The organism is Neochlamydia sp. AcF84 (assembly GCF_011087585.1).
Classification (GTDB): domain Bacteria; phylum Chlamydiota; class Chlamydiia; order Chlamydiales; family Parachlamydiaceae; genus Neochlamydia.
Genome location: NZ_VJOT01000034.1, coordinates 1 through 13,733 on the forward strand (window position 1 = coordinate 1; position 13,733 = coordinate 13,733).

Annotated in this window: 8 protein-coding genes; 7 read left to right on the forward strand and 1 reads right to left on the reverse strand. The window is 37.3% G+C overall.

Going from position 1 to position 13,733, the window contains the following annotated elements; all coding sequences use genetic code 11:
• Nucleotides 1-270: 270 nt before the first annotated feature.
• The 4 genes from NEOC84_RS03035 (at nt 271) to NEOC84_RS03050 (ending at nt 5,673) form a co-directional block, all read left to right on the forward strand.
• Nucleotides 271-1,146, forward strand: coding sequence for an MYG1 family protein (locus NEOC84_RS03035; protein WP_166155189.1), 876 nt, complete (start codon nt 271-273; stop codon nt 1,144-1,146).
• A gap of 11 nt (nt 1,147-1,157) precedes the next feature.
• On the forward strand, nt 1,158-1,496 hold the full coding sequence (locus NEOC84_RS03040) for an HIT domain-containing protein (RefSeq protein WP_166155191.1): 339 nt from the start codon (nt 1,158-1,160) through the stop codon (nt 1,494-1,496).
• Nucleotides 1,497-2,185: 689 nt separating this feature from the next.
• Entirely contained in the window at nt 2,186-3,922 is a 1,737-nt protein-coding gene (locus NEOC84_RS03045; RefSeq protein WP_166155193.1) for a HEAT repeat domain-containing protein, read from the forward strand.
• Between the two features lie 110 nt (nt 3,923-4,032).
• Nucleotides 4,033-5,673, forward strand: coding sequence for an ABC transporter substrate-binding protein (locus tag NEOC84_RS03050; protein ID WP_166155195.1), 1,641 nt, complete (start codon nt 4,033-4,035; stop codon nt 5,671-5,673).
• A 156-nt stretch (nt 5,674-5,829) separates the two neighbouring features.
• On the opposite strand, the gene trxA is transcribed toward NEOC84_RS03050, so the two are convergent.
• Nucleotides 5,830-6,273 (reverse strand): thioredoxin, encoded by a 444-nt coding sequence (trxA, locus tag NEOC84_RS03055; RefSeq protein ID WP_166155197.1) that lies wholly within the window; start codon nt 6,271-6,273, stop codon nt 5,830-5,832.
• Nucleotides 6,274-7,691: 1,418 nt separating this feature from the next.
• Between trxA and NEOC84_RS03060 the strand changes: the two genes are divergently transcribed.
• From NEOC84_RS03060 to NEOC84_RS03070, 3 genes are all read left to right on the forward strand, one after another.
• Complete coding sequence (locus NEOC84_RS03060) at nt 7,692-9,152, forward strand: ankyrin repeat domain-containing protein (protein WP_166155199.1); 1,461 nt, start codon at nt 7,692-7,694, stop codon at nt 9,150-9,152.
• Between the two features lie 418 nt (nt 9,153-9,570).
• Entirely contained in the window at nt 9,571-11,031 is a 1,461-nt protein-coding gene (locus NEOC84_RS03065) for an ankyrin repeat domain-containing protein (protein ID WP_166155201.1), read from the forward strand.
• 725 nt (nt 11,032-11,756) lie between these two features.
• Complete coding sequence (locus NEOC84_RS03070) at nt 11,757-13,730, forward strand: protein kinase (protein WP_166155203.1); 1,974 nt, start codon at nt 11,757-11,759, stop codon at nt 13,728-13,730.
• The last annotated feature ends 3 nt before the right edge of the window (nt 13,731-13,733 follow it).

Below are 13,733 nucleotides of genomic sequence, written 5' to 3' on the forward strand. Positions count from 1 at the left end.
ATTCTAGATTTTCTAGCAGACGCTATATATGCCGCTCGTACCAAGCAACCCATGCCTTCTGTTATCTAAAAAACCTTTTATATCCCGTGACCGCTTACGAGAGAATAGTTTTGTTTATAAGTTATCTTGCCTTTTAAAATAGCGCGAAAAAAATTACGGCTAATTTATTTGAGCTAAAGTTTAAACAAGCTCTTGGATTTTGTTTTAATAAAAATTTTGCTTGTGACATAATTTTTTCCTTACACCAGATCAAGATAGCAAATTTAATTTATGAATAATCAAAAGCTTCCCAGAAGTGTAGGAACCCATAGCGGAACTTTTCATGCCGATGAGGTGACTGCTTGTGCCCTTTTACTTCTCTATAATTTAATCGACCGTGAGCAAATTATACGCACACGGGATCCTCAGCTTTTAAGTAAATGTGAATATGTATGTGATGTGGGCGGATGCTATGATCCTGAAAATAAGTTGTTTGACCATCATCAAGCAGATTATCAAGGAGCCATGAGTAGCGCAGGAATGGTTCTTCTTTATCTTAAAGACCAACATATCATTACCCCTAAAGAGTATGATTGCTTTAATGCAAATCTAATTTTGGGAGTGGATGCTCATGATAATGGTAGGGATCCTCAAATTTATGGCCTGTGTACTTATTCTAACATTATTTCTAGCTTTACCCCTATTAAGCAGGATGCCGATGATGCCACACAAGATAAAGCTTTTTTTGATGCACTAGATTTTGCTTATCAATATCTTAATCGTATACTTAATCGATTTAACTATATTCTCTCCTGCCGGGAAATTGTCTCGAGAGCCATGGAGAAGCAAGACGATTGTCTAATGTTTGAGAAGAATATTCCTTGGTTGGAATTATTTTTTGAATTAGGAGGAGCTAATCATCCTGCAAAATTTGTAATTATGCCAGCAGGACCGCATTGGAAATTGCGAGGCATTCCTCCTACCTATGAAGATAAAATGAAGGTACGCTCTCCTCTCCCTAGCGAATGGGCCGGGCTCTTAGAAGAGGAGTTAAAAGAGGTGAGCGGGATAAAAGGAGCCATTTTTTGTCACAAAGGAAGGTTTATCTCTGTGTGGGAAACTTACAACGATGCTTTAAAAGCTTTAAATTATGTACTTAAAAAGTAGACAATAAAATTATGACAGCCAATGTTTTTGCACAAATCATAGCAGGTAAAATTGCGGTAGACAAAGTATTTGAGAATGAACGCATTCTGGCTTTTAAAGATATTCATCCTGTCGCACCCGTACATATTTTAATTATTCCAAAAAAGGAAATTGCTGATCTTCAATCCGTCCAAGTAGAAGATTTGCCTTTAATTAGTGAGATTGTACAAGTAGCTCAGCTGTTAGCAAAAACACACCATCTGACTGAGGGTTATCGGTTATTAACTAATAATGGGTCTTTAGCAGGACAAACGGTTTTTCACTTACATTTTCATTTGATAGGAGGACGTAAGTTAGAAACGTTAGGATAGAATTAATTCATTTATTCCATGAAAAATGTTTTAAAACGAATAAATAGATGAAGCTTTTAGCTTATACGCTTTCGAGCAGCTCTTTATGTAATCATATACTTAGTAAAAAGCTTGTTTTTACGAGTAAGATCAGCCTGGAAAAAGGCTAATTTCTTTTTTGGTTATGTAGACGCAGTTTCTTTGAAAGGTATGACTCGGCAGAGCTGCGGGCAGAATATAAATTTTATCCTCTAAGAGTTTGAATAGCCCATCGATGCTGAAGCTGCATTCTACTCCTGCAGTTTTATCCTTTGAGGGAAATTAAAATTTTATTAATAGAAAATGTAAGATTTATGTTCAAAACCCTAGTTTCTTGCTTAAAAGCTATTTTATTGAAAGGAAAAGTGGTTTTTAAATAGAGTAGTTCGTTTTATATTCATAGAAACTCCTCAGGATATTTTGCCCATCCTTAAAGGATTTCTTTGCTATTATAAAAAAATGATAGGTGGAGTGATAATTCTTAAACCTTATGCCCTTCATGCACAGCTTTTTAAGCGCTAAAGCGAAAAGTGACTGCTATAAAGCAAGCCTTGAGGCTACATAACAATTGCTTTTTAACGCTTACAGAGAATGTTCAAGGAATGTTCAACTTAATGTTTGCAAACATGATTTTCTAATTAAATTATATAATAAGTAGTTAAATTTTGTTTATGCGAGAGATAATTTTTTGGATAGGGTGTAGCCTTGCTTTCCTTTGCTCAGCAGCTGGCTATGGAAATGAAGAAACATATGTCCAAGCGGCTCATGCCCATCTACGCATTCAAGACTTTGGATCGGCTAGTCAAGAAGCTAAAGAAGGTCTTTATTTATTTCCTCACAGTAAAACATTATGGGCAGTCTATATTAAAGCTCTTGCTAAGCAGGGCGATGAAAAAGAGATGTTGGCTACATGGAAAAATTACATAGAAATTTTCCCTGAGGAGAAAGATAATCGGGCTTTAATAGAAACTTTAGCATGGGGGGTGATCGAACATGCTACTTTCTCTTCTTTACCTACCATTCGATTTATGGCCATCCTCTCTGCTTTTTTTTCTCAGGATGCAAAAGGTGTTAAAATTCTATTAAAAGGGCTGAAAGATAAAAATTCAGCTCTAAGGAGTGCTTCTGCTCAAATGAGTGCGCATTACCGTGATCAAGAGATTAAAGAGGAAATGCTTCGCTTATTCCGTGAAGAAACAGTCTGGAATGTAAGACTGCAAGTCATTCGTTCGCTCGGTTTAATGAAAGTAAAAGAAGCCAAGCAAGAATTGCTGGATCTATTACAAAAAACTACCACCACGGCGGAAGAAACCAGAGTGGTTATTGAATCTCTAGTCAATTTATGGGGCGTGGCTACCCGAGAAGATGTTTCGCGTTTAGCAAAAGATAAACGTGCGGCTCTGCGCTTGCTAGCCTGCGAGGTGATCGCCCATGGCGATATGAAAGATGCTATCGATTTAATTATACCTTTAATCCATGATTCTCATGCCGAAGTGCGCCAGGCGGCCTTGTGGGTGATAGGTTATCTACGCATTCAAGAAGTTAAAGGAGAATCATTATGGCTTTTAGTGGAAAAGAAATTGGAAGATATTGACCCCCTAGTTAGCATAAAAGCCGCTTGGCTATTGACGTTAAATGGTTCTCTAAAAGGCCCTGAAGCTTTTATTAAATGGTTAGAAAGCCCTAAGAGAGATGTGCGTATTATAGCAGCGGCAAACCTTGCAGCTTGTGGAAAATATGCCTTCCCTTTGATTGAAGAGCAATTTAATAAATCTGCCGATCCTTATGTAAGCATAAACTTAGCTTTGGGTTTAATTAGCCAGCGTGTAGAAATTCGAAAAGCATGCCAGGCTTTATGCCAGGGGCTTACTCATCTTAAAGAAAAATGGTCATGGGATGAAAAAAATCATGTGCGTGCTCTTGTGCCTAATCGGCTAAGGCATTTCGATGACCCTGATGTTTCTCCTGCTATTATAGATCAAATGACACGCCTTGAAATTCTAAATGTTTTGGCTATCATGCGAGATTCGCAAGCCCAGCAAGCTATTAAATCTTTTTTGAAAGAAAAAACATGGGGGATTACTGCTCTGGCTTCAGTAACCTTGCTCTCAGAAGGCGATCATACGGCCATAGATCTAGTGCAAGAGCTTTTGAATGATGAGGAAGTACAAGTGCGGGTGCAAGCTGCTTTAATAATGGCAAGATGGGGGAGAAGCGAGAAAGCTTTGGAAACTTTATTACAAGCTTTTCCTGAAGCTGATAGAGAAATGAAAGAGCGTATTTTAGAAGGTATGATGCATATATCTTCGTCACAATCAATACCCTTCCTTCTCCATTGCTTACAAGATTCTTATCCCTCGCTAAGGGTAATTGCGGCCGCAGGACTTATTATGTGTTTATATCATTAAAAATTCTAAACTATGATATGCAGTTGAAGGTAGCAATAAGTTTCCATAAAAAAGCTAAGCATGCTTATAGGGCAATAAAAAGGACTTTTGCCCTTTTATTAGCAAAATTTATGAAAAAGAATTTTCTTGTGGCAGGACTGTCGCTAATCATCCTCTGTTGTTTGTGGGAGTTAACAAGCCACTATTTTATTCAGTATCAATTCGTTCTACCTCCCTTTTCTTCGATTGTAGTGCAGATGTGGCAAAGTTCAGATCTTCTTATGAGGAATAGTAAGGTCACCTTGCGAGAAATGGCGGGTGGCTTTTTGTTGGCTTCAGTCATTGCTTTTCCTTTAGCCTGGATCATGTATCTTTATAAATCTGCTAGGACAGTCCTGCAGCCCTTCTTTGTCGTGCTTCAATCAATTCCTATGTTTACTTTAGCCCCTATTATGATCGTATGGTTTGGGTGGTCAGATATGGCTATTATCTTACCCACTGCCCTGATGATTTTTTTTCCTCTTACCCTCAATATCTATCAGGGTTTAATGAGCACCCCTCAGGATTTACTTGATTACTTTTACATCAATCAGGCTACAAGATGGCAAACGTTTACCAAATTACAGCTACCTTATTCCTTGCCCCATATTTTTGCAGGATTTCGGATTGCAGCTGCAGGCGCGGGAATTGGCGCTATAGCAGGAGAATGGGCTGGTGCACAATCTGGCTTAGGAGTATTAATGCTAAAAAGCCGAAGAGCTACAGAGCTTGAAATCACTTTCGGAGCTCTTCTTTGCCTGATTATGGTTAGCCTCTGGTTTTATAGTATCATTGCCTACACAGAATATCGCTATAAAAGACATCAAACGATGAAAGGATGGGTAATAGGCTTATTTTTAGCTCTCGTATGGATGATAGGAGTTTTTCCTTCTCCCATGCAAACTGCATTGCCAGAAAAGCAGGTACTACGTTTATTACTAGATTGGTTTCCCAATAGCAATCATGTGCCTATTTATGCAGGCATACAAAGAAAAATTTTTGCTAAACATGGCATTCAATTGCAGATAATAGAACTTAATGATCCTGCGGATAGCGTACCTTATGTGATAGCAGGAAAAGCAGATTTAGCCCTCTACTATCTACCTGATCTTATTCAGGCCCAGCAAAAAGGTGCTGGTTTGAAATTAGCAGGCGTTTTAGTGGGCCAACCATTGAATAGCTTTATTTTCCGCCAAGGAGAGGGAATAAGCTCCCCTAAGGATTTGTCCGGCAAAATCATAGGTTATAGCTTAGGGGGTAACAATCTAAAAGTATTACAGCGCTTATTGCATGCTAATGATCTACTTCCCAAGAAAATTATCAATGTAAATTTCGATCTTGTCACCCTCTTAGCCAATCGGCATGTCGATGTCATTTATGGAGCTTTTTGGAATATTGAAGGTGAACATCTAGAGGCATTAAATATAAAGAACTCTTGTTTTAAAGTAACGCAATTAGGTCACCCTGTTTACAGCGAATTGATTTTTATCAGTAGACATGATTTTAACAGGTTAGAGGCTTTTAAGCTAGCTATGCAAGAAAGCATTGATTACTGTAAAGCTTATCCTGAAGAAGCTTTTGAACTTTATGCTCATTGTCACTCTGAAAAGAGCGCTGCGACCATTAGGTGGGAAAAACAGGCTTGGTTAAAGACAGTTCCGCTCTTGGCAGAATCTCAGCAGATTTCAAGGCAAGAGTGTGCTTATCTAAAAAGATGGATGGAAGAATTGTAAAATGAATTTTTAGTAGGGAGCCTTCAGTTGAGCTTTTCTTTTTGATACTTCTCCAGCTCATTTATCTAAAAGCGAAGTTTTGTTTATTTAAAAGCTTTTTTTTAAGTTCTCCGACCTTCCTAATAAAAGGAATCACCGGAGAACCTATGAGCTATTTTAATGACCAAAATAGCTTTTGATCATTGAAGCTAGTTGGCTTTTATTCACAAATCCAGAAGATCGACCGAGCTCTTTGCCGTCCCTGATAAAAATAAGGGTAGGAAGAGCTTGAATATTGAAATGATCGGATAAATTTTTTTGCTGATCAGCATTGAGCTTAACAAATAGATAACGGTTACCTAATTCCTTGTTTAATTCCTCAAAAATAGGAGCTAGTTGCTTACAAGGACCGCACCAATCGGTGTAAACATCTAGAATGATAGGTAAAGGATTACTAAGAATTTGTTGAAAATTATCGGCGTTTAAGTAGACGATCGATGAAGCAGGCCTGTTGTACCTGGTCTGAGAGGAGTGGAAATTTTCATGCCTAGTAGGACTAGGAGCCGCAGTTAGCAGTGAGCAATTTAAAAATATAGATAGAGACGCTAATATTTTTTTCATGTTTTACCTCCTTGTTTTATTTATTACTTTAGCAAACTTTCATCATTACAAGCTATTTTAAATTCCATCTTATCTTTAGTGCCCAACCGATTATCAGCTAATACTTACTTAAGCTTCACTTGATGGGTAGCTACTTGTTAAATAAGTGTCCTAGTCCGTTGATTTTTAGGGAGCAAAGGCTACCTTTTCTTCTTCTTTGATTTTCAGATCTTAAGAATGCATGCCTCTTTCGACTCCTTCCCATCCTATCGGAAAAGGATGGTCCTCATAGCCAATAGGGCTTGAAGATGAACTAATACCTGCCATTTGCTTTTCGATAATAAGGCTTTCATTTATATAGAGCTTTACTTCTGTACTTATTAACGATAATCAATGTTCCCTCTTTGGCTTGTTTTAGATAGCGCACTTGCTTTATAACAACTTGCTATAGGTCTTTTGATTTTCAGAAGGTCGTTATTAAGAAAGCGGGTAGCCGAACCATCTAAAAGATTGGATCGTGACGTAGCTGTCGCTTATGCGTTTCAGTTGATTAAAATAATCGTTATAAATGCCCTAGATGATTTGGTCCCATTTCTTTATTCTATTTTCAAAAATAGTAGGTCTACCGAATAATTTTCCAACACCTCTGCACGTAAGTTGAGTGATTCGGTGGCTAATCCTATGATTATTGAGCTAACAAAGAATGTAAAGGCTGCTTATGGAGATGGTGTTTATGATAAATAAGCTTTCTGCTGCTCAATTTATAGTCGAGGTATAAGCCTTTTATAATTTCTCTCGTGAAGAGGAAGGCTAAGCTACGAGATGGGCAAGAGCGAGAAAAAAAGGAGTGCTTTGAAAGCCATTCCACGCTTTGGCAAGAGGATCATGCCAGGCAGCTTGGGAAGAAGCTTTAGGAGTATATAGAAGATGCTTACCGAAACGGTAATGTCTCGTTTTAAGAAAGACTTTGGTAGAGGTTGGCGTTCTATGAAGCTAGCTTTTCAGCGAGCGGGGCTCTAGGTTAAGACTTTTAGCTATGAAAAGGATAGAGAAGCTTAAAATCCTTAAAAGACATTAGGCATTAACTTAAAGGGGGTAAAGCTTGATATAACACCTATAATTTAACCAAACAAAATAATAGATCATTTACACAACAAGGTTGGATTCTCTACTAGGTAAGGAATTAGAAAAATGAAGTTTTATAGGAAAATCAAACTAAAAAACATATTTTCTTATTTTAATTAATAAATATAGGGCTTATAGTTAGCCGCGGATAATTTTTTGAATTAAAGCTTGGAAAGCAAGGATAGCCTATAAACGCTTGGCTATAGCTACTTGCTAGCAATAAATCATTAATATTTCTTAGGATTGATTAGATTGTTAAATAATGCAAGCTTTGCTATTAGCCTTATAAAACATTAAAGAAAGGGCTTAACCTCATGCAAGTTCCAAATCTCTCTCCCCATCCTCTATCAAAGATTTCACCTGAAATTCCCCTATCTGAGATTTCCCCCGAGATCCACAAGATGTTACAAAATCCTGAACTTTACGACATGGTCCAGGGTACTCTATGTGGCCGGCTGATTAAATTGCTTCTAGCACGCAGTAATACCACTTTAGAAAAGCATTTATATGCATACAAAGCTAAAGGAATTGTACTCTCAAAAAGGCTAGAAACCGTATGGGGAATAGCCCAAGCCACAGATAATCAAGAAGCCCTTGATATACTTTATAAGTATAATCCTAACTTAGCTTCCATCTGCCATATTAAGCTTATGGCTCATCGATTTGGTATTGTCGGTAAAAGCCAAATAAATGGGCAGTCTTTTGAGTTAGAAGGTTCTGATCATCGCATTACCTTTCAAGCTCTTCATACTTCGCTTAAACAGCATCTCGACCTTCCTGAGCAAGAGATGATTCTTCCTATTATTGAAATGACCTTAAAAGTTGAAAAAGATCCTCATACAAAGGATCAAATCCTTTTAGATGCCTATCACCAAGGCAAAACAATTTTTTTGCCTTTGCTATTTAGTTTATCTAGAGCCTGTCACATTTATGGTTTCCTCATTAAAGGCAACCGGCTAATCAAGCTTAATAAAGGACTTCACGCAGACCTACCAACAGGCTTACATGTTTATATAATAGGCGATCCTTCTAAGATTAATATTGAATACATTCATAGATTATTGAACACGAATGTATTAAGGACATATTTTGAAAAAGGTGTGGATAAAGAACCTGGCCTTATTCACGACCATTATATCCCTACTACCCTTCAAAGAGGAGGATTTTGTTCTTGGTCTTTAGCCAAAATGGCTTTACGCGGAGGATTTATTTTGGAGGGGATTGAAAATGAAAAAATAAAATATAAAAAATGGAGTCACGCCGATCGTTTTGCCACAGTCATTGATTATCTAAAGCAAGAAAATATAGATCCCCACTTAATCGCTTCGATGTGGTGTAGAACTAAAGACCAAAAAATTAAAGAAGCTTTGGAAGATAGATTAACAACTACGCATATAGCTAATGAAAAATCCACCTCTCTTCATTTAGCAGCAGAAAGCAATAACTTTTCGGTGGTAGAAAAGCTATTGATGGATGGAGAAAATATCCATAGCGAAGATGATGAAGGCTGGACACCCTTAATTGCCGCGGCTTGCCAGGGTCATGTGGAAATGGTGGAATACCTATTGGAAAGAGGAGCCCACGTTAATAAAACGGGTAAAACAGGCCTTAGTGCCTATTGCCACCTATTGTTTCAGATAGGTGAATGCTCTAAAAATCCTAAAATGGAAAGCCGTATCAATAAGGTTGAAAAGGTTTTAATAGAGAAAGGAATTGATACAGATCTTTCCAATGGTTTTAGATGGATGGCACGGCGCCATGCAGAAAGGTTTTAAAAATTTTGCTTTTATATGCTCTGCAGTTTTTCTACCACTTCATTAATCGTTGGCCTTGTTCTTGGGGCAGGAGTTGCACATTTCTATGATGAGCCTTTCTAAATCCACCTCCGCTTTTTGTTTCAGCTCCTTAGGAAAGTAGATTGCTGTATTTCCAGGTCTCTTTTTACCATTATATGATTAAGTAAATATGAACTCTAGAAATTGTTTTACTTATCAAAAAATAATTGATAATCCCCGTGACCGCTTACAATTAAAGCTTGAAAAGCAAGGATAGCCTATAAACGCTTGCCTATAGTTACTTGCTAATAATAAATCATTAATATTTCCTAGGATTGATTAGCTAGATTGATTAGATTGTTAAATAATGAAAGCTTTGCTATTAGCTTTATAAAACATTAAAGAAAGGTTTAACCTTATGCAAGTTCAAAATCTCTCCCCCGCTCCTCTATCAAAGATTTCACCTGAAATTCCTGTGTCTGAGATTTCCCCCGAGGTCCACAAGATGTTACAAAATCCTGAACTTTACGACATGGTCCAGGGTACTCTATGTGGCCGGCTGATTAAATTGCTTCTAGCACGCAGTAATACCATTTTAGAAAAGCATTTATATGCATACAAAGCTAAAGGAATTGTACTCTCAAAAAGGCTAGAAACCGTATGGGGAATAGCCCAAGCCACAGATAATCAAGAAGCCCTTGATATACTTTATAAGTATAATCCTAACTTAGCTTCCATCTGCCATATTAAACTTATGGCTCATCGATTTGGTATTGTCGGTAAAAGCCAAATAAATGGGCAGTCTTTTGACTTAGAAGGTTTTGATCACCGCATTACTTTTCACGCTCTTTATGCTTCCCTTAAACAGCATCTAGATGTTACTGAGCAGGAGGTAATCCTTCCTATTATTGAAATGATCCTAAAAGTTGAAAAAAATCCTTATACAAAGGATCAAATTCTTTTAGACGCCTATCATCAAGGTAAAACAATTTTTTTACCTTTGCTATTTAGTTTATCTAGAGCCGGCCACATTTATGGTTTTCTCATTAAAGGCAACCGTCTAGTCAAGCTTAATAAAGGACTTCATGAAGACCTACCCACTGGCCTACATGTTTATAAAATACCTGATCCTTCTAAGATTAATATTGAATACATTCATAGATTATTGAACACGAATGCATTAATAACTTATTTTGAAAAAGGTGTGGATAAAGAGCTTGGCCTTATTCACGACCACTATATTCCTACTACCCTTCAAAAAGGAGGGTTCTGTTCTTGGTCTGTAGCCAAACTAGCTTTACGCGGAGGATTTATTTTAGAAGGGATAGAAAATGAAAAAATAAAATATAAAAAATGGAGTCAAGCCGATCGTTTTGCCACACTCATCGATTATCTAAAGCAAGAAAATGTAGATCCCCACTTAATTGCTTCTCTATGGTGCAGAACTAAAGACCAGAAAATTAAAGAAGTTTTGGAAGATAGATTAACAACCACGCATATAGCCAATGAAAAATCCACATCTCTTCATTTAGCAGCAGAAAGCAATAACTTTTCAGTGGTAGAAAAGCTATTGATGAATGGAGAAAATATCAATAGCGAAGACGCTGAAGGCTGGACACCCTTAATTGCCGCAGCATGCCAAGGTCATGCTGAAATGGTGGAATACCTGTTGGAAAGAGGAGCCTACGTTAATAAAACGGGTAAAACAGGCCTTAACGCTTATTGTCATCTATTATCTCGACAAGGTAAATGCTCTAAAAATCCTAACATGGAAAAACGTATTAAAAAAGTTAAGCAATTATTAATAGAGAAAGGAATTGACACCGACCTTTCCAATGGTTTTAGATGGATGGCCCAACGCCATGCGAAAGGATTTTAAAAATTTTGCTTTTACATGCTCTGCAGTCTTTCTACCACTTCATCAATCGTTGGTCTTGCTCCGCGGTCGGGTTGCACATTCCTATGATGAGCTCTTCTAAATCACTCCTCGCTTTTTGTTTCAGCTCCTTAGGAAAGTAGATTGCTGTATTTCCAGGTCTCTTTTTACCATTTTAAAAGCTAATCCTATTTTAGCTAAATCTTTATGGCAGTTATGCGCTTCTTGCTTGCTCACTTCTTTGCAAGTAAAGCCTTCTTTGATCGCCTAGCAACCACTTAGCTTAGCATATTCAGCTAGCATTTTTGGATCATTGGTTATTTCGCATCCTTTCTGAAATTCTGTTTAAGTTGCCCTTTTAGTTTAATAATCCTCTTTTTCCAGAAGACTAATTGCCAGTTGCTGCGCGTAAATAAAAGTTATTTAATTTAGATAACTATGTTTTTTAAATTAAATTGTCTCATGAATAAATATTTAAAAATGTTTTTTTTGTAAATAAATTAATTAGATAGCGTTAGATTTTTTAAAAAATTAATAAATTTTTTTTGTTAAATAATGCTTATTATTTTTTTTATTATAATACATACAGTTGATTCTGCTGAATTTTAATAACTTATGATTGTTTGATTTTAATTTTAACAAACAAATTATTTTAATAATTAAATTTATAATTTATAATTAAATTATTGGTAAAGTTGTTTTTTATTAACAATTAGTAAAGGATAGTTATGAATAATGACTATGGTAAAGTTTTAAATTTTTGGGAAGAAAAAGCATCTCAACCTGCTACTACTAGAGAGCAAGTATCCAGGGAGAGAAAGATGCCGGGGCAAGTAAAGGTAAGCGAAAAAGCTAAAGAAATCCTGGCGAAGATCGATTATTTCTTAAACAGGCCTTCCGAAAGAGGTCTTCTTAAAAGGACAAAGCCAGAACAGAAATCAAATAAGCCTCAACAGCTCGAAGAAAAGCCTCCGTCGAAAGAAATTACTTCAGCAAACGAGGAGGCCAAAGGGCGTGCAAAGCCCGTAAATGTTGAAAAATTGAGAAGAGTTTTTGAAAAAAACCATAAAGAGCAACCATCCCAAGCCAGTAAAGCTGCCCCAGGAAAGATAGCCATTCCTCTAGCCTTTATGACACCTGAAGAAAGAGAAATAAAAAGAAAGATGAAAGGTAAAGAGAAGGAAACAGAAGCTGTAGCTGAAAAATCTATAGTAAATGTAGACCTTACCAAGGAAGCAGCCGCTCTTAGTGAGATTGAGGAGGAGTTGTATCGTTTAAATCAAAAGCTAGATGAAGAGCCAAGCTTAGAAGATTTAAATGCAATTAGAGAGGAACTTAGCGATCTTGAAAAGATACTAAGCGAAGGAAATTTCAAATTATCGCCAGAGCAAGATGATCTCTATTTACAGATTAATAACCTTGAGGAAAAGATTAATAGGCACCAAGAGATTGCTTCAAGAGTAGAGGAATCCCAAACAAATCCGTTTCTATTAGAAACAAACTTATCCCAAAGTGATTCAGAGCAGCTTAGTGAGGAATTAGATAAAATATTAGAAACCCTAGCGTTAGATGCAGACGTAGAATCTAATCACCCTACAGAGCTTGCTACAGTAGAAGGGCAAATTAGCCAGCCATTAAAAATGATGGGCGAGGAATCAAAGCGATTTGACTTTAAGGCTATTGAACAAGATATTGTTAGTTTGAAGGAAATTCTAAAGAAAAGCCCCAGGGATTTAATTACGAAAATTAGTGCTAAAGGAGCAGGATTGACGCACTCATATACTGTTTACCCTGACGGGAAGATTGCAGTTCACCTGAAAAAAGAAGAATGGATGCGCATTGGAAATGAATTAAAAGCAGGTTTACTGGGTAAAGGGGGATATAAAAGAGCTAAGTTAATGCAAGATATAGACACTAAAGAAATCAAAGTCAGAGGGGTCTTATTCGAGCCTCTTGATGAGGTAGAGAGAGTAAATATAATCCAATTTATAGAGGATGTAAAAGGCCAACCGCACATTTGTCAAATGGAACATGTGGCATGGAAATCAATGCCTAAAAAACCTGTTTCTATCTGGAGTGCCCAAAAAGCAGGGGGACGCAAGGAGGCTTTTATATCTAAGTATTACCCCTTTTCTGGTGAAAAGGTGTTCTCTTTTATTAAAAGCAATCAGCTTCACAAGCAACTGCATGCTAAAATAGCCCTTCAACTTGCACAAGGAATTCAAATAATGCATGAGAAAGGATGGGTTCATCGGGATCTTAAGCCTGAAAACATCTTCTTGCAATGGGATCCCTCCAATCCCAAAGCAGTAGAGGCTGCTGTAGGGGATTTTGATACTGTCCATAAGAATAGCGACGCCAGCAAGAGAGAAGTTTCCTTAGGCACGCCAGGTTATATCCCACCAGAATATTCAGAGGAAGAGCATGTTAAGGATGCTAGACCTGCAGATGTCTATGCGCTAGGGGTCAGTTTGCTAGAAATGTTCATCAGCCATGGATCTGCTCCCTGGAAGGTGGGTAGGGACCCTATTCCACTTACCTTCTACTTAACGGAGGCAGGTTATAAAGAAGACTTAGAAAAACTAAAACAAAAAGCGAAGAGTGATTTGGAAAGACTTATCATAGAAATGTGTGACCCCGCCCCATCAGCAAGGCCAAAGATTGAGGTGGTGGTAGAAAGGCTGCAGAGAATGCAAAAGTAAAAG

Bases quoted from the DNA above. Each gene is read 5' to 3' on its own strand.
- trxA (WP_166155197.1), bottom strand. From the start codon at position 6,273: ATGAAAAAAATATTAGCGTCTCTATCTATATTTTTAAATTGCTCACTG.
- NEOC84_RS03035 (WP_166155189.1), top strand. From the start codon at position 271: ATGAATAATCAAAAGCTTCCCAGAAGTGTAGGAACCCATAGCGGAACT.
- NEOC84_RS03070 (WP_166155203.1), top strand. From the start codon at position 11,757: ATGAATAATGACTATGGTAAAGTTTTAAATTTTTGGGAAGAAAAAGCA.
- NEOC84_RS03050 (WP_166155195.1), top strand. From the start codon at position 4,033: ATGAAAAAGAATTTTCTTGTGGCAGGACTGTCGCTAATCATCCTCTGT.
- NEOC84_RS03040 (WP_166155191.1), top strand. From the start codon at position 1,158: ATGACAGCCAATGTTTTTGCACAAATCATAGCAGGTAAAATTGCGGTA.
- NEOC84_RS03045 (WP_166155193.1), top strand. From the start codon at position 2,186: ATGCGAGAGATAATTTTTTGGATAGGGTGTAGCCTTGCTTTCCTTTGC.
- NEOC84_RS03065 (WP_166155201.1), top strand. From the start codon at position 9,571: ATGCAAGTTCAAAATCTCTCCCCCGCTCCTCTATCAAAGATTTCACCT.
- NEOC84_RS03060 (WP_166155199.1), top strand. From the start codon at position 7,692: ATGCAAGTTCCAAATCTCTCTCCCCATCCTCTATCAAAGATTTCACCT.